Consider the following 18904-nt stretch of genomic DNA (forward strand, 5'->3'; position numbering starts at 1 on the left):
CCGGGCCTACATTGGACGTACGCCATCGTCGACGCCCGGAGTCCACCATGTCGGTCACCCATGCCCCAGAGACCGTCGACGTCCTGCGGCGGCAGGACCCCGAGCTGGCCGAGATCCTGCTCGGGGAAGCGGACCGGCAGGCGACGACGTTGCAGCTCGTCGCCGCCGAGAACTTCACCTCGCCGGCCGTGCTGGCCGCCCTCGGCTCACCCCTCGCGAACAAGTACGCGGAGGGATACCCGGGGGCCCGGCACCATGGCGGCTGCGAGATCGTGGACGTCGCCGAGCGAATCGCCGTGGAGCGGGCCAAGGCGCTGTTCGGGGCCGAGCACGCCAACGTGCAGTCGCATTCGGGCTCGTCGGCCGTGCTGGCCGCGTACGCCGCGCTGCTCAGGCCCGGTGACACCGTCCTCGCCCTCGGGCTGCCCTACGGCGGCCATCTCACGCACGGTTCGCCCGCCAACTTCTCCGGCCGCTGGTTCGACTTCGTCGGGTACGGGGTGGACGCGGAGACCGGGCTCATCGAACACGAGCAGGTACGCACGCTCGCCCGGACGCATCGGCCCAAGGCGATCGTGTGCGGGTCCATCGCCTATCCCCGGCACATCGACTACCCCTTCTTCCGCGAGGTCGCCGACGAGGTGGGTGCCTATCTGATCGCGGACGCCGCCCATCCCATCGGGCTCGTCGCCGGGGGAGCGGCGCCCAATCCGGTGCCGTACGCCGACGTGGTGTGCGCCACCACCCACAAGGTGCTGCGCGGTCCGCGCGGCGGCATGATCCTGTGCGGGGCCGACCTGGCCGAGCGGGTCGACCGGGCGGTGTTCCCGTTCACCCAGGGCGGTGCCCAGATGCACACCATCGCCGCCAAGGCCGTCGCGTTCGGCGAGGCGGCGACGCCGGCCTTCACGGCGTACGCCCACCAGGTGGTCGCCAACGCGCGGGTGCTGGCGGCCGGGCTGGCCGCCGAGGGGCTCGTGGTCACCACCGGGGGGACCGACACCCATCTGGTGACCGCCGACCCGGCGCCGCTGGGCGTCGACGGACGCTCCGCCCGCGGTCGTCTCGCCGCCGCCGGCATGGTGCTCGACTGCTGTGCGCTCCCGCACGCCGACGCCCGTGGACTGCGCCTGGGCACGGCCGCCGTGACCACACAGGGTATGGGCGAGAGGGAGATGGCCCGGATCGCGGCGCTCTTCGGAAACGTGCTCAGGGGCGAGACCGAGAGCCAGCGCGCTCGTGAAGAAGTGCGGGAGTTGGTCGGCGGATTTCCCCCCTATCCCGGCTGAGCGGGGGTAGGCGCAAATCCGTACACAGCCACACGTGCAACCATCGTCGCTACCCGGAAGTCCCCAACGGTATGCGCGCATCGCTAGTGTGTGGGGCTGAGATGGCCAGCGAGACCTGTGGGGAAGCCCGTGCGTGAATACCTGCTGACGCTCTGCGTGACGGCCGCGGTGACGTATCTGCTGACAGGGCCGGTACGGAAGTTCGCGATCGTGGCCGGAGCGATGCCGGAGATCCGGGCACGTGACGTGCACCGGGAGCCCACTCCGCGGCTCGGCGGGATCGCCATGTTCTTCGGTCTGTGCGCGGGGTTGCTGGTCGCCGACCACCTCGCCAACCTCAACGAGGTCTTCTCCAAGTCCAACGAGCCCCGGGCCCTGCTCTCCGGGGCGGCCCTGATCTGGCTGATCGGTGTCCTGGACGACAAGTTCGAGATCGACGCCCTGATCAAGCTGGGCGGCCAGATGATCGCCGCCGGCGTGATGGTCATGCAGGGTCTCACCATCCTGTGGCTGCCCGTCCCGGGCGTCGGGTCGGTCGCGCTGACCCAGTGGCAGGGCACCCTGCTGACGGTCGCGCTCGTCGTCATCACCATCAACGCGGTGAACTTCGTGGACGGCCTCGACGGCCTCGCCGCCGGCATGGTGTGCATCGCGTCGGCCGCGTTCTTCCTGTACGCCTACCGCGTCTGGGTGTCGTACGGCATCGAGGCCGCCGCCCCGGCCACGCTGTTCTCGGCGATCCTGATGGGCATGTGCCTGGGCTTCCTGCCGCACAACATGCACCCCGCGCGGATCTTCATGGGCGACTCCGGTTCGATGCTCATCGGCCTGGTCCTGGCCGCCGGTGCCATCTCCATCACCGGGCAGGTCGACCCGGACGCGCTGAAGCTGTTCGCCGGTTCCGAGCAGGCGGCCGTGCACCAGACGGTCCCCGTGTACATCCCGTTGCTGCTGCCGCTCACGATCATCGCGATCCCGGCCGCCGACCTGGTGCTGGCCATCGTGCGCCGCACCTGGCGCGGGCAGTCGCCGTTCGCGGCGGACCGGGGACACCTGCACCACCGCCTGCTGGAGGTCGGCCACTCGCACAGCCGCGCGGTGCTGATCATGTACTTCTGGTCGGCGCTGATCGCCTTCGGCGCGCTCGCCTACTCGGTCAACTCGGCGTCCATGTGGATCGTTCTGGGCGTCGTCTTCCTCAGTGCGATCGGGCTCCTGCTCCTGCTGCTGCCCCGCTTCACGCCGCGCGCCCCGCGCTGGGCCGAGAACCTCCTGCCGCCGCGCTACCGCCGTCGGCGGCGGACCGTCGAGGACGTGGTGCCGCCGACGACCGTGGTGGAGGACGAGGAGAGCCGTACCCCGGTGGTCGCGGGAGTGGCGGGCGTCAACGGGGCGACCGCCCTCGGCGCTCGTTCGCACGTGCTGGACGGGCGCGGGCCGGGGCGTCGCGCTGACGTCACAAGGTAAGAATCTGACTAGAGCATTGCCAACTCGTGGGGAAACAAAGCTCCCCAATACCAGACAAGTCACCCCGGATTCTGCACAGACGCGCACTGTCACTCTCATGTGTGACAGCGAGCACACCCACTTGGTAAAGACCGCATCAAATAGTTTGTGATACGGTTCACGAGAACCCGGATAGAGCCAAAGGACCGCAGTGCGACGGTCCATTGGTGCGAGGTCTCGACACTCGGCCCGGGGTCTACGCTCGTCCATGACGACACCCCTGCCCCCCTGCGAAAGCGGAGTTGCCGCCATGCCGTCCAACGACGTCCGGATCCTCCTCCAGGCCGCTGTACCCACAGCTGCCGTCGGCGCGATTGCCGCCGTCGTCAGTGGTGTGGTCATCGGTGGCAAGGGAGCGGTCGGAGCCGTCGTCGCGACGCTGGTCATCATCGTCTTCATGGGGCTGGGTCTTTACATTCTGCAGCGCACTGCCAAATCGCTTCCGCACCTCTTCCAGGCGATGGGCCTCATGCTGTACGCGACCCAGATCCTGCTGCTGTTCGTCTTCATGGCCGCGTTCAAGAACACCACGCTCTTCCACCCCAAGGCCTTCGCGTTCACGCTGGTCGCCGGCACCCTCGCCTGGATCGCCGCGCAGACCCGTGCGCACATGAAGTCCAAGATCCTCTACGTCGAACCCGAGAAATCGGGGCACTCGTCGTGAGGGGTAGGGCCGGAATAAAGGCGCACGAGATCTCCTGCTATCGTCCGGTGCCAACTGCGGCATCGCGGGCGCGGGCATCTGAGCTGACGCCTGCTCAATCGCGAGGCTTGATGCCCAACAGCCGCCCCCACATCCGAAACACCAGTCCCGTGCCGAACTGCGGCTGCGTGCCGCGCCGACACAACGAGGTTGCCGTACCTATGCGTCACGCTGAAGGAGCCCGCGGTGAGTGCTGACCCGACGCAGGTGCTCGCCTTCGAGACCGATTGCCACATCTTCAATGGTTGTGGCTTCCCCTCTCCCGGCCTGCACTCGTTCCTGTTCGAGCCCATGTGGGGCGACGCGGACAGCAACGTGTACTTCAACAAGACGATGCTGCTGGCGCTCCTCGGGTCGATCATCATCGTCGGCTTCTTCTGGGCCGCCTTCCGTAAGCCGCAGGTCGTCCCCGGCAAGCTCCAGATGGTGGCCGAGGCGGGCTACGACTTCATCCGGCGCGGGGTCGTCTACGAGACGATCGGAAAGAAGGAAGGCGAGAAGTACGTACCGCTCATCGTCTCGCTCTTCTTCTTCGTCTGGATGATGAACCTCTGGTCGATCGTCCCGATCGCCCAGTTCCCGGTCACGTCGATCATCTCGTACCCCTTGGTACTGGCACTGATCGTCTACGTGCTGTGGGTCTCCCTGACCTTCAAGCGGCACGGTTTCGTCGGCTTCTTCAAGAACGTCACGGGCTACGACAAGTCGCTCGGCGCGGTACTTCCGCTGGCGATGCTGATCGAGTTCTTCTCGAACCTGCTGATCCGCCCGTTCACCCACGCCGTGCGACTCTTCGCGAACATGTTCGCCGGTCACACCCTGCTGCTGCTCTTCACGATCGCCAGCTGGTACCTGCTGAACGGCATCGGGATCGCGTACGCGGGTGTCTCGTTCGTGATGACCGTCGTGATGACCGCCTTCGAGCTGTTCATCCAGGCCCTGCAGGCGTACGTGTTCGTCCTGCTGACCTGCACCTACATCCAGGGCGCCCTGGCCGAGCACCACTGAGCCACCGCACCCGACCTCCACAAGTCGTCCGGTGGCCAACCCCCACCGGTCCGTAAAGAAAAGGAAGAACTGGCATGACCCAGACCCTTGCTGCTGTCGAAGGCTCCCTCGGCTCCATCGGTTACGGCCTCGCCGCGATCGGCCCCGGCGTCGGCGTCGGCATCATCTTCGGTAACGGCACCCAGGCCCTCGCCCGTCAGCCCGAAGCGGCCGGCCTGATCCGCGCCAACCAGATCCTCGGCTTCGCGTTCTGTGAGGCGCTGGCCCTGATCGGTCTGGTCATGCCGTTCGTCTACGGCTACTGATCGCTGATCCCAGACCAGCCGACTAGACGAAAGGCATATACATGAGCCCGCTGCTCACGGTCGCGGCTGAGGAGATGGAAAATCCCCTCATCCCCCCGATCCCCGAGCTTGTCATCGGCCTGATCGCCTTCGTCATCGTCTTCGGCTTCCTCGCCAAGAAGCTCCTCCCGAACATCAACAAGGTTCTGGAAGAGCGCCGCGAGGCCATCGAGGGCGGTATCGAGAAGGCCGAGGCCGCCCAGACCGAGGCCCAGAGCGTGCTTGAGCAGTACAAGGCTCAGCTCGCCGAGGCCCGTCACGAGGCCGCGCGTCTGCGTCAGGAGGCGCAGGAGCAGGGTGCCACGCTCATCGCCGAGATGCGCGCGGAAGGCCAGCGGCAGCGCGAGGAGATCGTCGCCGCCGGTCACGCCCAGATCGAGGCCGACCGCAAGGCCGCCTCGTCGGCGCTGCGCCAGGACGTGGGCAAGCTCGCCACCGACCTGGCCGGCAAGCTCGTCGGCGAGTCCCTCGACGACCACGCCCGGCAGAGCCGCGTCATCGACCGCTTCCTCGGCGAGCTCGAGGAGAAGGCCGAGGCCGCGCGATGAACGGAGCGAGCCGCGACGCCCTGGCAGCCGCACGTGAGCGACTCGACGCGCTGACGGACTCCACGTCCGTGGACGCCGGCTCGCTCGCCGACGAGCTGGCCGCCGTCACCGCGTTGCTCCACCGCGAGGTGTCGCTGCGTCGGGTCCTGACCGACCCGGCACAGGCCGGTGAGGCCAAGGCCGAGCTGGCCCAGCGCCTGCTCGGCTCCCAGGTCGGCGGTCAGACCGTCGACCTGGTGTCCGGACTGGTCCGTTCCCGTTGGTCGCAGTCGCGCGACCTGGTGGACGCGCTGGAGCTGCTGGCGGCCCTCGCCGACCTCACCGCCGCGCAGAAGGCGGGCACGCTCGACAGCGTCGAGGACGAGCTGTTCCGGTTCGGCCGGATCGTCTCCTCGAACACCGGGCTGCGCGCCGCGCTGACCGACCGCAAGGCCACCGTCTCGGCCAAGGGCGAGCTGCTGCGCAGCCTCCTCGGCGGCCGGGCCGCCCCGACCACCGAGCGTCTGGTGACGCGCCTTGTCGCCGCGCCGCGGGGACGTAGCCTGGAAGCGGGACTCGAGTCCCTGTCCAAGCTGGCCGCCGACCGCCGGGACCGCATGGTGGCCGTCGTCACCTCGGCGGTTCCGCTGAGCGACCCGCAGAAGCAGCGCCTGGGCGCCGCCCTCGCGAAGCTCTACGGCCGCACGATGCACCTCAACCTGGACGTGGACCCCGAGGTCCTCGGCGGAATGCGGGTGCAGGTCGGCGACGAGGTCATCAACGGTTCCCTCGCGGACCGCATCGAGGACGCCGGCCGCCGACTGGCGAGCTGACCGCAACTTAATAGCAGTACGTACGTGATGACGGCCCATGTTGGGCCGTGCAGAAGAATCCTGGGGGTCGCCCCCAGACCCCAAAGTGAAACTTCGGGCCCAACAAGGAGAGCAGGGAACCCAGATGGCGGAGCTCACGATCCGGCCGGAGGAGATCCGGGACGCGCTGGAGACCTTCGTCCAGTCGTACAAGCCGGACGCGGCCTCGCGCGAGGAGGTCGGTACGGTCAGCCTTGCCGGCGACGGCATCGCGAAGGTCGAGGGCCTGCCCTCGGCCATGGCCAACGAACTGCTGAAGTTCGAGGACGGCACCCTCGGCCTCGCGCTCAACCTGGAAGAGCGCGAGATCGGTTGCGTCGTCCTCGGTGAGTTCAGCGGCATCGAGGAGGGGCAGCCGGTCACCCGTACCGGCGAGGTGCTCTCCGTGGCTGTCGGCGAGGGTTACCTCGGCCGCGTCGTCGACCCGCTCGGTGCCCCGATCGACGGTCTCGGCGAGATCGAGACGTCCGGCCGCCGCGCCCTCGAGCTGCAGGCTCCGGGCGTCATGGCCCGTAAGTCGGTGCACGAACCGATGGAGACCGGCTACAAGGCCGTCGACGCGATGACCCCGGTCGGCCGTGGCCAGCGTCAGCTGATCATCGGTGACCGCCAGACCGGCAAGACCGCCCTGGCCGTCGACACGATCATCAACCAGCGCGACAACTGGCGCTCCGGCGACCCGAAGAAGCAGGTCCGCTGCGTCTACGTGGCCATCGGTCAGAAGGGCTCGACCATCGCCTCCGTGCGTGGCGCCCTCGAAGAGGCCGGCGCGCTGGAGTACACGACCATCGTCGCCGCCCCGGCGTCCGACCCGGCCGGCTTCAAGTACCTGGCGCCGTACACCGGTTCGGCCATCGGTCAGCAGTGGATGTACGAGGGCAAGCACGTCCTCATCATCTTCGACGACCTCTCGAAGCAGGCCGACGCCTACCGCGCCGTGTCGCTGCTGCTGCGCCGTCCGCCGGGCCGCGAGGCCTACCCGGGCGACGTCTTCTACCTGCACTCCCGTCTGCTGGAGCGCTGCGCGAAGCTCTCCGACGACCTGGGTGCCGGCTCGATGACCGGTCTGCCGATCGTCGAGACGAAGGCCAACGACGTCTCGGCGTTCATCCCGACCAACGTCATCTCCATCACCGACGGCCAGTGCTTCCTGGAGTCCGACCTGTTCAACGCCGGTCAGCGTCCGGCCCTGAACGTCGGTATCTCGGTCTCCCGCGTCGGCGGCTCCGCGCAGCACAAGGCGATGCGCCAGGTGGCCGGCCGGCTCCGCCTCGACCTCGCCCAGTACCGCGAGCTGGAGGCGTTCGCCGCCTTCGGTTCCGACCTGGACGCCGCGTCGAAGTCGCAGCTGGAGCGCGGTCAGCGACTGGTCGAGCTGCTCAAGCAGCCGCAGTACCAGCCGATGCCGACCGAGGACCAGGTCGTCTCCGTGTGGGCCGGTACCACCGGCAAGATGGACGACGTACCGGTCGCCGACGTCCGCCGCTTCGAGAAGGAGCTCCTGGAGTACCTGCACCGCAAGGAGCAGGGCCTCATGACCTCCATCAAGGAGGGCGCGAAGATGTCGGACGACACCCTCACCGCCATCGCGGACGCCATCGCCGAGTTCAAGAAGCAGTTCGAGACCTCGGACGGCAAGCTCCTCGGCGAGGACGCCCCGGCCGCGGCCAAGTGACGTAAGGAAGGGACCTGACTCATGGGAGCCCAGCTCCGGGTCTACAAGCGTCGCATCCGATCCGTCACCGCGACCAAGAAGATCACCAAGGCGATGGAGATGATCGCCGCCTCGCGTGTCGTCAAGGCGCAGCGCAAGGTGACGGCCTCCGCGCCGTACGCGACCGAGCTCACCCGCGCGGTCACGGCGGTCGGTACCGGTTCGAACACGAAGCACCCGCTGACCACGCAGGCCGAGACGGTCGTGCGGTCCGCGGTCCTGCTTCTGACCAGCGACCGCGGTCTGGCCGGCGCCTTCAACTCCAACGCCATCAAGGCCGCGGAGAAGCTGACCGAGCGCCTGGAGCGCGAGGGCAAGCAGGTCGACACGTACATCGTCGGCCGTCGTGGCCTCGCCCACTACAACTTCCGTGAGCGCAAGGTCGCGGAGTCGTGGTCCGGGTTCACCGACGAGCCGACGTACGCGGACGCCAAGAAGGTCGCGGCCCCGCTGATCGAGGCCATCGAGACGGACACGGCGGACGGCGGTGTGGACGAGATCCACATCGTGTTCACCGAGTTCGTGTCGATGATGACGCAGACGGCGCTCGACGACCGGTTGCTGCCGCTCAGCCTCGACGAGGTGGCTCAGGAGTCCGCGGCGAAGGACGAGATCCTTCCGCTGTTCGACTTCGAGCCGTCGGCGGAGGACGTCCTCGACGCCCTGCTGCCGCGCTATGTGGAGAGTCGCATCTACAACGCGCTGCTCCAGTCGGCCGCCTCCAAGCACGCCGCGACGCGGCGCGCGATGAAGTCGGCGACCGACAACGCCGGAGAGCTCATCGAGACCCTCTCCCGCCTTGCCAACGCGGCCCGCCAGGCCGAAATCACCCAGGAAATCAGCGAGATCGTCGGTGGCTCCGCAGCCTTGGCCGACGCGACCGCGGGGAGTGACAGGTAATGACGACGACAGTTGAGACGGCCGTTGCCACGGGCCGCGTCGCCCGGGTCATCGGCCCGGTCGTCGACGTGGAATTCCCCGTCGACGCCATGCCGGAGATCTACAACGCCCTTCACGTCGAGATCTCCGACCCGGCCGAGGCCGGTGCGAAGAAGACGCTGACCCTGGAGGTCGCCCAGCACCTGGGTGACGGCCTGGTCCGCACGATCTCGATGCAGCCCACCGACGGTCTGGTCCGCCAGGCCCCGGTCACCAACACCGGCACGGGCATCACCGTTCCGGTCGGCGACTTCACCAAGGGCAAGGTGTTCAACACCCTCGGTGAGGTGCTGAACGTCGACGAGACCTACGACGGTGAGCGCTGGTCCATCCACCGCAAGGCACCGAACTTCGACGAGCTCGAGTCGAAGACCGAGATGTTCGAGACCGGCGTCAAGGTCATCGACCTGCTGACCCCGTACGTCAAGGGCGGCAAGATCGGTCTGTTCGGTGGTGCCGGCGTCGGCAAGACGGTGCTCATCCAGGAGATGATCTACCGCGTCGCCAACAACCACGACGGTGTCTCCGTGTTCGCCGGTGTCGGCGAGCGCACGCGTGAGGGCAACGACCTCATCGAGGAGATGGCGGACTCGGGCGTCATCGACAAGACCGCCCTTGTCTTCGGTCAGATGGACGAGCCCCCGGGCACCCGTCTGCGCGTGGCCCTCGCGGGTCTGACCATGGCGGAGTACTTCCGCGATGTGCAGAAGCAGGACGTGCTGTTCTTCATCGACAACATCTTCCGCTTCACGCAGGCCGGTTCCGAGGTCTCGACCCTGCTCGGCCGCATGCCCTCCGCGGTGGGTTACCAGCCGAACCTGGCCGACGAGATGGGTCTCCTCCAGGAGCGCATCACCTCGACCCGTGGTCACTCGATCACCTCGATGCAGGCGATCTACGTCCCCGCGGACGACCTGACCGACCCGGCCCCGGCCACCACCTTCGCCCACCTCGACGCGACGACGGTTCTCTCCCGTCCGATCTCCGAGAAGGGCATCTACCCGGCCGTGGACCCGCTGGACTCCACGTCCCGCATCCTGGACCCGCGCTACATCGCGGCGGACCACTACAACACCGCGATGCGCGTCAAGACGGTCCTCCAGAAGTACAAGGACCTCCAGGACATCATCGCGATCCTCGGTATCGACGAGCTGGGCGAGGAGGACAAGCTCACCGTCCACCGTGCCCGTCGCGTGGAGCGCTTCCTGTCCCAGAACACCCACGTCGCCAAGCAGTTCACCGGCGTCGACGGGTCGGACGTCCCGCTGGAGGAGTCGATCACCGCGTTCAACGCGATCATCGACGGCGAGTACGACCACTTCCCGGAGCAGGCGTTCTTCCTGTGCGGTGGCATCGAGGACCTCAAGGCCAACGCCAAGGAGCTGGGCGTCTCCTGAACTGAGGGTTCAGAATTCTGAGCTCTGAGCTCGTGTGAGGGGGCGGGCGCGTCCCGCCCCCTCATTCACGCCCACTAGACTTGTAACCAACACCCGGCACAACCGCCGGGTGGTGACCCGAGGAGCCACCTTGGCTGCTGAGCTGCACGTCGCGCTGGTCGCGGCCGACCGAGAGGTCTGGTCCGGCGAGGCCACCCTGGTCGTCGCGCGCACCACGTCCGGCGACATCGGCGTCATGCCCGGTCACCAGCCGCTGCTCGGTGTGCTGGAGTCGGGCCCGGTGACCATCCGTACGAGTGATGGTGGAACGGTCGTCGCCGCTGTGCACGGCGGTTTCGTCTCGTTCGCCGACAACAAGCTGTCGCTGCTGGCCGAGATCGCGGAGCTGTCCGACGAGATCGACGTCCAGCGCGTGGAGCGTGAGCTGGAGCGCGCGAAGGCGGAGGGGGACGCTTCCGCCGAGCGTCGCGCCGACGTACGCCTGCGCGCGGCGGCAGCACGCTGACCCGCCACGTCACGCGATGACGTCACTCAGCCGCGGCTGGAACCGGAGCGATCCGGTACCAGTCGCGGCTGAGGTGAATGTGGGTGTTTTTTCCATTCCGTTACCGAGAAATCCGTAACCGAGGAGACGAGGAGGGTCGGTGTCGATGGTCCTCGCTCTGACTGTGTGCGGATTGGTCGTGGCCCTGGTGGTCATGGGGCTGTTCGTCTTCGGCCTGCGCCGCAGGCTCATCCAGCGTTCCGGCGGCACCTTCGACTGCAGTCTGCGCTGGGACGTGCCGGAGAAGTCCGACACCAGTGGCAAGGGCTGGAGCTACGGCGTCGCCCGCTACAACGGCGACCGAGTCGAGTGGTACCGCGTCTTCTCCTACGCCTACCGCCCGCGCCGCGTCCTGGAGCGCGCCGCCATCGAGGTCGCCGGCCGCCGTCTCCCCGAGGGCGAGGAGGAGCTGGCGCTGCTCTCCGACGCCATCATCCTCACCTGTCTGCACCGGGGCACGCGTCTCGAGCTCGCGATGAGCGAAGACGCGTTGACCGGTTTCCTCGCGTGGCTGGAGGCGGCCCCGCCCGGACAGCGAGTAAATGTGGCCTGAAAGGCCCCATTTACTCGCTGGGTGGGGGTCCCCCCGGACGAAGTCTGGGGGAGCGTCAACGTCGCCTGACAGCGTCCAACTGCCTTACGACAGCCCGCTGTTGATGGCGTTCACCAACTCACCGTTGCCGGTGTCACCGCTGAACTCCCAGAAGAACGCGCCGCCCAGGCCCTGGTTCTTGGCCCAGGTCATCTTCCCGGCGATGGTCGAGGGAGTGTCGTACGACCACCAGTTGTTGCCGCAGTACGCGTAGGCCGTGCCCGCGATGGTGCCGGTGGCCGGGCAGGACGTCTTGAGCACCTTGTAGTCCTCGATGCCCGCCTCGTACGTGCCGGGTGCCGCGCCGGTCGCCGTGCCGCCCGGGGCGGACTGGGTGACGCCGGTCCAGCCGCGGCCGTAGAACCCGATGCCGAGCAGCAGCTTGGCGGACGGGACGCCCTTCGACTTCAGCTTGGCGATCGCGTCGGCGGAGTTGAAGCCGGCGGTCGGGATACCGGAGTACGAGGTCAGCGGCGAGTGCGGGGCGGTCGGGCCGTCCGCGTCGAAGGCGCCGAAGTAGTCGTACGTCATCACGTTGTACCAGTCGAGGTACGAGGAGGCGCCGCCGTAGTCGGCCGCGTCGATCTTGCCGCCGGAGGAACCGTCGGCGGTGATGGCGGCGGTGACCAGGTAGTTCGGGCCGAACGCCGAGCGCAGGCCCTGCATCAGGTTCCTGAAGGCCGCGGGGCCCGAGGTGTCACAGGTCAGGCCGCAGGCGTTCGGGTACTCCCAGTCGATGTCGATGCCGTCGAAGACGTCGGCCCAGCGGGGGTCCTCCACGACGGACTTGCAGGAGGCGGCGAAGGCGGCCGGGTTGGCTGCGGCCTGGGCGAATCCGCCGGAGTAGGTCCAGCCGCCGAAGGAGTACAGCACCTTGATGTGCGGGTACTTGGCCTTCAGCTGGCGCAGCTGGTTGAAGTTGCCGCGCAGCGGCTGGTCCCAGGTGTCGGCGGTGCCGCTGACGGACTGGTCGGCGGTGTACGCCTTGTCGTAGGCGGCGTAGGTGTCGTCGACGGTGCACTTGCCGTCCTTGACGTTGCCGAACGCGTAGTTGATGTGCGTGATCTTGGAGGCCGAGCCCGAGGTCACCAGGTTCTTGACGTGGTAGTTGCGGCCGTAGACGCCCCACTCGGTGAAGTAGCCGAGCTTGACCTTGTCACCGGTCGGCGGCGGGTCGGTGGTGCCGCCGGTGGTGCGCACGGCGACCGCCGCGCTGACCGGGCCGGTCTGGTCGGCGGTGTCGCGGGCCTGGACGGTGTAGGAGTAGGCGGTGCCCGCTGTCAGACCGGTGTCGGTGTACGAGGTGGTCGTCACGGTGGCGATCTTCGCACCGTCGCGCAGCACGTCGTAGTTCTTGACGCCCTTGTCGTCGGTGGCAGCGCTCCAGGCCAGCTTCACCGAGCTGTTGGTGATGCCGGACGCGGTGGGTTTGCCGGGGGCGGAGGGGGCCGCGTCGCCGGGTACCGTGCCGCCGTCGCAACTGCCGCCGTTGAGCTTGCAGTTGGCGGGGGACCCGGAGCCGGTGCCGTTGAAGCCGAAGGAGACGGAGGCTCCGGGGGCGAGGGAGCCGTTCCAGGACTTGTTCTTCGCCGTCCAGTGGGTGCCTGAGGAGGTGACGTCGGCGTCCCAGGCGGAGGTGACGGACGTGCCGGCGGGGAAGTCCCACTCGACGGTCCAGGAACTGAGGGCGGTGGTGCCGGTGTTCTTCACCGTCCACTTGCCCTCGAAGCCGGAGCCCCAGTCCTGGGTCTTGGCGTAGGTGGCGGTCGAGCTCGTCGCGGCCTGGGCGGGGCTCGCGAGCCCGACCAGCCCGGCGAAGGGGAGAAGCAGGGTCGCGAACCCTGCGGCGGCTCGGTGTCTGAAGCGCATGCGGCGCCTCCTCGGGGATTGGGGGCGTGGCTGAGCCTTCACGCCCACGGTGCCGCGAGAATAGAAAGGTCTGGACCACGGGTCAATAGGTCTGGACCAGTCTTCATGGCGACGAGTCAGATTCCCAACTCCTGTGCCAGTACCGCAGCTTGGACCCGACTGCGCAGCTCCAGCTTCCCCAGGAGACGGCTGACGTGCGTCTTCACGGTCGCTTCGGCCATCGTGAGACGGGTGGCGATGTCCGCGTTGGACAGCCCCTCGCCCAGGCAGGACAGCACCTCGCGTTCGCGACGGGTGAGGCCGTCCAGGACGGCGGGGTCGGCGACCGGCTGCCGTACGGGCTTCGCCGCGAACTCGGCGATCAGACGTCGGGTGACGGCCGGGGCGATCAGGCCCTCCCCGCGACCCACCGCGCGGACCGCCTCCAGCAGGTCCTTCGCCTCCGTGTTCTTGAGCAGGAACCCGGCCGCGCCGGCGCGCAGCGCACCGAAGACGTACTCGTCGAGGTCGAACGTGGTCAGGACGAGCACGTCGGCCAGCTCCTCGGCGACGACCTGCCGGGTCGCCGACACCCCGTCCAGACGCGGCATCTGAATATCCATCAGCACCAGATCGGGCCGCAGCTCCCGGGCCAGCGCCACCGCCTGCTCGCCGTCTCCCGCCTCGCCGACCACCTCGATGTCGGGGGCGCTGCGCAGGATGAGGACGAGTCCGGCGCGGACGGCGGACTGGTCCTCGGCGACGAGGACACGGATCATGCGGGTTCACCTTTCACGCGGTCTTCGGGGGCTCTCGGGGACGGTTCCACGCGGGGTCCGCGTCCGTGACGGGCAGGGCGACGCGTACGGCCCAGATCTTGCCGTCCGCCGAGTCCTCCGGACCGGCCTCGAAGGTGCCGTGCAGCAGGGCGGTCCGCTCCCGCATGCCGACGAGCCCCGCGCCCGAGCCGGGGGCGCTCGGCCCGTCCCGGTCACCGTACGGGCTGGTCACCTCGACCGTGAGCGAGTCGTCCGGCTGCTGGGCCACGGTCACCGTGACGCGGCCGGGGCAGGCGTGCTTGAGGGCGTTGGTGAGGGACTCCTGCACGATGCGGTACGCGGCGAGCTCGACCGGGGCGGGGATCTGGCCGTGCGTGGTGTCGGGGAGGGTGTCGAGGGTGACGTCGAGGCCGTTGCCGCGGGCGCCGACGACGAGCGCGGCGAGTCCGTCCAGCGTCGGGGTCGCGGCGGGCTCGCTGTCGCCGTCGCGCAGGATCCCGATAAGCCGCCGCATCTCGGCGAGGCCCCCGACACTGTTCTCCCGGATGACGGCGAGCGCCTCCCGGGAGGTCTTCGCATCGTCGATGGAGAGCGCGGCGGTGGAGTGGATGGCGATCGCGGAGAGGTGGTTGGCGACCATGTCGTGCAACTCCCTGGCCATCCGGGCCCGTTCGGCGACCACCGCCTGGGTGCGGTCCACCTCGGCGAGCAGCGCCGTCTGCTCGGCACGCAGCCGGGCGGCCTCGGCCGCGTCGCGGTGGTTGCGGACGATCAGCCCGGTGGACGCGGGAGCGAACGACACGAGGCCGACGGTCACCCCGATCAGCAGCGCCTCGGGCACCCGCCACACCGCGAACGGGACCAACGTCCCGACCACCGCGAGCAGCCCGGTGATCCGGGGGATGCGGCGGGCCGACGCGGGCGTGCCGTACAGGACGGCCGCGTACATCAGGTCGGTGTACATCAGGATCGTGAACAGATTCCCCTGGGTGACGAGGTCCAGGACCACCGCGGCCGTACCGACCAGCAGGGCCGTGCGGGGAGTGGTCCGGCGCAGCACCTCGCAGCCGGCCGTGACGGCGAGCGGCAGCAGGATCACCCAGCGCCCGCCGAGGAGCACCATCGCATAGTCGGCCGGCCGGACGCCCAGGCCGATGCCCCACAGGAGCAGCCCGCTGAGCAGCCCGGACACCGCGACGTACACGTCGAATCGGGGTGGGCGGGATGGACGGGACGGGCGGGGCGAGTGGGGTCGTCCGGGGGCCATGTCTCCATCCAACACGGCCCGCGCGGCGGACGCCTGATCCCCGGGAACGGTCCCGCACTGCATCTTTCGATGTAGCGGAGGTTCGTCACCGGCGACGACGATCCGGGCCGCCTTCGGCGGGAGCCTGAACAGGAGACCGAGAGGAGCGAACCGTGATCGTCGCCTTGATCGTCGCCTGCGAGATCGGCTTCTGGGTGCTGCTGGCCGCCGGTCTGGCCTTCCGGTACCCGCTGCGGATGCCGCGCACCGGCATGGCGCTGCTGCTGTGCGAACCCCTGCTGGAGGTCGTGCTGCTGGTCGTCACCGCGGTCGACCTGAAGAACGGGGCGGACCCGAGCGGGAAGCACGGTCTGGCCGCCCTCTACATCGGCTACACGGTCGGACACGGCCACCGCACGGTGAAGTGGCTCGACGGTCACGCCGCCCACCGGCTGGCCGGAGCGCCCAAGCCCGTCGGACCGCCGCGCCACGGGATGGCCCGGGCCCGGCACGAGGGCACGGTGTGGCTGGGCACGCTGATCGCCGCCGCCGTCGCGACGGGCCTGCTCCAGATCGCGGTCTGGTACGTCGACGACGCATCCCGCACCGGCCCCCTGGAGAGCTGGCGCTACACCGCGTGGCGGGCTGCCGCCATCCACGGCCTGATCGCGCTGACGTACGTGATCTGGCCGAAGAAGGGCCCGGGCGCGCGGGAGGCGGAACACCGGACAACCCTCACGAAGGAGAGCACACGGCGATGAGCAAAGCGACGCGAAACCTGCTGGAAGGCGCCGGCACCCTCGTGGTCGGCCTGGTGCTGTGGCTGTTCACCGGGGATGTGGAGGTCCCCTTCGTGACCTTGACGAAGGTCGGCGTGGTGATGATGTTCGTCGGGGGCGCACTCGTCCTGACGGGCGGCTACCAGGCGCTGCGCCCGTCGGCGGAGGACCGCTAGCGTCAGCGCTCCCCGCCGGTCGCCTTGGCTCAGCGCTCCCCGCCGGGGACCCACAGCACGTCCCCGACCTCCTTGTTCGCCGCCCTCGCAAGAATGAACAGGAGGTCGGACAGCCGGTTGAGGTAGGTCGCGGTGAGTGGGTTCATCGTCTCGCCGTGGGCCTCCAGCGCGGCCCAGGTGGAGCGCTCGGCCCGGCGTACGACCGTGCAGGCCTGGTGGAGCAGGGCCGCGCCGGGGGTGCCGCCCGGGAGGATGAAGGAGCGGAGCTTCTCCAGCTGCTCCAGGAAGCGGTCGCAGTCCGCCTCCAGCTTGTCCACGTAGAACTGCTCGACCCGCAGCGGCGGGAACTCCGGATCCTCCACGACCGGCGTCGACAGGTCCGCGCCCACATCGAACAGGTCGTTCTGGACGCGGGTGAGTACCTTGACGATCTTCTCGTCCAGGTCGCCCAGCGCGATCGCCGTGCCGAGGGCCGCGTTCGCCTCGTTGGCGTCCGCGTACGCGGAGATCCGCAGATCGGTTTTGGCGACCCGGCTCATGTCGCCGAGGGCGGTGCTGCCCTGGTCGCCGGTCCTGGTGTAGATGCGCGTCAGATTGACCATGGGTTCAGCGTAGTTATGTACCGGACGTCCGGCAGGTCCGTGTGCTCACGGTCACGGACAGCGCGGCGAAGCCGAAGGCCATCGGAGCGCCGTACGGCACGGAGCGGACGGCGGAGGTGGCGCCACTTCCCACGCACCCCCCGAAAGGGCTGATCTCCGGTCGGATCGCACCAGTTCACCGAACCGTGCGCGTCACCGTCCGGCCATGAGACGGCCGCCCGGCGCAATCCGGACGAAGGGGTGCGAGTGGCACGCGTACTTCTCGGCGGCATCGAGGAGCTGTTGGGCCGGAAGGCGCCCAACTACGCCGTCCGTGGGGTCGAATGACCCGCGCCGGTGTGATGTCCGTCAGATGAGACGTGACGCGCATTACTTACCGGTCACACCGCCCTTCACGAGCGCTAGGGTCCGCCGGAGAGGCAAACATGAACAGCGTGTGAGCGCCCGTGTGCAGTCATGTGAGCGCTCGTGTGCAGCCATTCGAAGGGGAGTCGCACAGTGGCACGGAAGCTTGCCGTCATCGGGGCCGGCCTGATGGGTTCCGGTATCGCCCAGGTCTCCGCGCAGGCGGGCTGGGACGTCGTACTGCGCGACGTCACCGACGAGGCGCTGAAGCGCGGCACCGACGGCATCAAGGCCTCGTACGACAAGTTCGTCGGCAAGGGCAGGCTGGAGGCGCACGACGCCGACGCGGCCCTCGCCCGGATCACCGCGACCACCGACCTGGACGCCGTCGCCGACGCGGACATCGTCGTCGAGGCCGTCTTCGAGAAGCTCGAAGTCAAGCACGAGATCTTCCGCGCGCTCGACAAGATCGTCCGCGCCGACGCGGTCCTCGCCTCCAACACCTCCGCGATCCCGATCACCAAGATCGCGGCCGTGACGGAGCACCCGGAGCGCGTCGTCGGCGCGCACTTCTTCTCGCCGGTCCCGATGATGCAGCTGTGCGAGCTGGTGCGCGGCTACAAGACGAGCGACGAAACCCTCGCCACCACGCGGGAGTTCGCCGAATCCGTCGGCAAGACCTGCATCGTCGTCAACCGGGATGTGGCCGGCTTCGTCACGACCCGTCTCATCTCGGCGCTCGTCGTCGAGGCGGCCAAGCTCTACGAGTCGGGCGTTGCCACCGCCGAGGACATCGACCTCGCCTGCAAGCTGGGCTTCGGTCACGCGATGGGCCCGCTGGCCACGGCGGACCTCACCGGCGTCGACATCCTGCTGCACGCCACCAGCAACATCTACACCGAGTCCCAGGACGAGAAGTTCGCGCCGCCGGAGCTGATGCGCCGGATGGTGGACGCCGGTGACATCGGACGCAAGAGCGGGCAGGGCTTCTACAAGCACTGAGAGCTCTGAAACCGCACAGGCCCCTGGCGCATCACACGCCCGGGTGAATTCGATATCGGTTCGCTTACAGACGACAACCTCTGACGGCTTCCCGGCGTCAGAGGTTGCATCACCTGGCACACGGCAAGGCAACTCATTCGCGGAGCACGGCACGCACGCACAGGGGAGCGAGTATGTACATCAGGGGCGACCACGCCGAGCTGGTCGTCGGGGGCCGCCTCGACGTCCGCAGCGCGGCGGACGCCCGTACGGTCCTGCACTCGGCCGTCGACGACGGAGTCGGCGATCTGGTACTGGACCTGTCCGAGCTGGACTCCTGGGACGCCACCGGCCTCGGGGTGATCATGGGGGCGCACCGGCGGGCCGGCCGCTGCGGCCGACGGCTGGTCCTGCGCGACGTACCGCCGCAGATGCAGCGCCTGCTCGTCGCCACCAGGCTGCACCGCATCCTGGCGATCGAGGGCGGCATCGGCGTGGAGTCCCTGCCCCGGGTGTGACCGCCGAAGCGAGTGCGGTCCGGCGGGCGGGGGAAGGCTGATCGGTGCGTCACGAAACGTACGACCCGCGCAATCCTCATGAGACTGTGACGTCTCGGACGGCGCGGGGCCCCGGTCTGTCGGAGATACTGTGCGAAGGTTTAGGGTTCGGTCGCCCGCAGCGTGACAACCCTCGAGCGGGCCCGGACCAGAAGC

At 68.6% G+C, this 18904-nt stretch carries 20 protein-coding genes; 16 read left to right on the forward strand and 4 right to left on the reverse strand.

Features of this window, described 5'->3' with window-relative positions:
* Nucleotides 1-47 precede the first annotated feature (47 nt).
* From glyA to OHA64_RS32565, 12 genes are all read left to right on the forward strand, one after another.
* A complete protein-coding gene (gene glyA / locus OHA64_RS32510; protein ID WP_405619178.1) occupies nucleotides 48-1289 on the forward strand; it encodes a serine hydroxymethyltransferase in 1242 nt (413 codons plus the stop codon).
* Between the two features lie 129 nt (nucleotides 1290-1418).
* Nucleotides 1419-2756: an MraY family glycosyltransferase gene (locus OHA64_RS32515; RefSeq protein ID WP_405619180.1), complete on the forward strand. Its 1338-nt coding sequence runs from the start codon at nucleotides 1419-1421 to the stop codon at nucleotides 2754-2756.
* Nucleotides 2757-3045: 289 nt separating this feature from the next.
* Nucleotides 3046-3459: a hypothetical protein gene (locus OHA64_RS32520; protein ID WP_405619182.1), complete on the forward strand. Its 414-nt coding sequence runs from the start codon at nucleotides 3046-3048 to the stop codon at nucleotides 3457-3459.
* Nucleotides 3460-3684: 225 nt separating this feature from the next.
* Nucleotides 3685-4506, forward strand: coding sequence for a F0F1 ATP synthase subunit A (gene atpB, locus OHA64_RS32525; protein ID WP_405619184.1), 822 nt, complete (start codon nucleotides 3685-3687; stop codon nucleotides 4504-4506).
* A 74-nt stretch (nucleotides 4507-4580) separates the two neighbouring features.
* Nucleotides 4581-4811: an ATP synthase F0 subunit C gene (atpE, locus tag OHA64_RS32530; protein WP_405619186.1), complete on the forward strand. Its 231-nt coding sequence runs from the start codon at nucleotides 4581-4583 to the stop codon at nucleotides 4809-4811.
* Between the two features lie 41 nt (nucleotides 4812-4852).
* Nucleotides 4853-5398, forward strand: coding sequence for a F0F1 ATP synthase subunit B (locus OHA64_RS32535; protein WP_405619188.1), 546 nt, complete (start codon nucleotides 4853-4855; stop codon nucleotides 5396-5398).
* Nucleotides 5395-6210, forward strand: a complete 816-nt coding sequence (locus OHA64_RS32540) for a F0F1 ATP synthase subunit delta (RefSeq protein WP_405619190.1) — start codon at nucleotides 5395-5397, stop codon at nucleotides 6208-6210. Before OHA64_RS32535 ends, OHA64_RS32540 begins: the two co-directional genes overlap by 4 nt.
* 124 nt (nucleotides 6211-6334) lie before the next feature.
* Entirely contained in the window at nucleotides 6335-7924 is a 1590-nt protein-coding gene (gene atpA / locus OHA64_RS32545) for a F0F1 ATP synthase subunit alpha (RefSeq protein ID WP_405619192.1), read from the forward strand.
* A gap of 21 nt (nucleotides 7925-7945) precedes the next feature.
* Nucleotides 7946-8863, forward strand: coding sequence for a F0F1 ATP synthase subunit gamma (locus OHA64_RS32550; protein WP_405619194.1), 918 nt, complete (start codon nucleotides 7946-7948; stop codon nucleotides 8861-8863).
* Nucleotides 8863-10299, forward strand: coding sequence for a F0F1 ATP synthase subunit beta (atpD, locus tag OHA64_RS32555; protein ID WP_405619196.1), 1437 nt, complete (start codon nucleotides 8863-8865; stop codon nucleotides 10297-10299). Before OHA64_RS32550 ends, atpD begins: the two co-directional genes overlap by 1 nt.
* Nucleotides 10300-10429: 130 nt before the next feature.
* Nucleotides 10430-10804, forward strand: coding sequence for a F0F1 ATP synthase subunit epsilon (locus tag OHA64_RS32560; protein WP_405619198.1), 375 nt, complete (start codon nucleotides 10430-10432; stop codon nucleotides 10802-10804).
* Nucleotides 10805-10949: 145 nt separating this feature from the next.
* A complete protein-coding gene (locus OHA64_RS32565) occupies nucleotides 10950-11396 on the forward strand; it encodes a DUF2550 domain-containing protein (protein WP_405619200.1) in 447 nt (148 codons plus the stop codon).
* A gap of 84 nt (nucleotides 11397-11480) precedes the next feature.
* Here the strand turns inward: OHA64_RS32565 and OHA64_RS32570 are convergent, their stop codons facing one another.
* The 3 genes from OHA64_RS32570 to OHA64_RS32580 all read right to left on the reverse strand — a co-directional run bounded on the left by OHA64_RS32570 (nucleotide 11481) and on the right by OHA64_RS32580 (nucleotide 15392).
* Nucleotides 11481-13304 (reverse strand): glycosyl hydrolase family 18 protein, encoded by a 1824-nt coding sequence (locus OHA64_RS32570; protein WP_405619202.1) that lies wholly within the window; start codon nucleotides 13302-13304, stop codon nucleotides 11481-11483.
* Between the two features lie 116 nt (nucleotides 13305-13420).
* On the reverse strand, nucleotides 13421-14062 hold the full coding sequence (locus OHA64_RS32575; RefSeq protein ID WP_405619204.1) for a response regulator: 642 nt from the start codon (nucleotides 14060-14062) through the stop codon (nucleotides 13421-13423).
* A 13-nt stretch (nucleotides 14063-14075) separates the two neighbouring features.
* On the reverse strand, nucleotides 14076-15392 hold the full coding sequence (locus tag OHA64_RS32580; protein WP_405619206.1) for a sensor histidine kinase: 1317 nt from the start codon (nucleotides 15390-15392) through the stop codon (nucleotides 14076-14078).
* 89 nt (nucleotides 15393-15481) lie between these two features.
* On the opposite strand from OHA64_RS32580, the gene OHA64_RS32585 reads away from it, so the two are divergent.
* Together OHA64_RS32585 and OHA64_RS32590 are read left to right on the forward strand one after the other, a co-directional pair.
* Complete coding sequence (locus OHA64_RS32585; RefSeq protein WP_405619208.1) at nucleotides 15482-16069, forward strand: hypothetical protein; 588 nt, start codon at nucleotides 15482-15484, stop codon at nucleotides 16067-16069.
* Complete coding sequence (locus tag OHA64_RS32590; RefSeq protein WP_405619210.1) at nucleotides 16066-16263, forward strand: DUF5708 family protein; 198 nt, start codon at nucleotides 16066-16068, stop codon at nucleotides 16261-16263. The genes OHA64_RS32585 and OHA64_RS32590 overlap by 4 nt, the downstream gene beginning before the upstream one ends.
* Nucleotides 16264-16292: 29 nt before the next feature.
* On the opposite strand, the gene OHA64_RS32595 is transcribed toward OHA64_RS32590, so the two are convergent.
* On the reverse strand, nucleotides 16293-16865 hold the full coding sequence (locus OHA64_RS32595) for a cob(I)yrinic acid a,c-diamide adenosyltransferase (protein WP_405619212.1): 573 nt from the start codon (nucleotides 16863-16865) through the stop codon (nucleotides 16293-16295).
* Between the two features lie 498 nt (nucleotides 16866-17363).
* On the opposite strand from OHA64_RS32595, the gene OHA64_RS32600 reads away from it, so the two are divergent.
* Nucleotides 17364-18212: a 3-hydroxyacyl-CoA dehydrogenase family protein gene (locus OHA64_RS32600; protein WP_405619214.1), complete on the forward strand. Its 849-nt coding sequence runs from the start codon at nucleotides 17364-17366 to the stop codon at nucleotides 18210-18212.
* A 173-nt stretch (nucleotides 18213-18385) separates the two neighbouring features.
* Complete coding sequence (locus OHA64_RS32605) at nucleotides 18386-18709, forward strand: STAS domain-containing protein (protein WP_031040714.1); 324 nt, start codon at nucleotides 18386-18388, stop codon at nucleotides 18707-18709.
* Nucleotides 18710-18904: the final 195 nt, after the last annotated feature.

Origin of the sequence: Streptomyces sp. NBC_00076, assembly GCF_045041235.1 — a bacterium.
Lineage (GTDB): Bacteria > Actinomycetota > Actinomycetes > Streptomycetales > Streptomycetaceae > Streptomyces.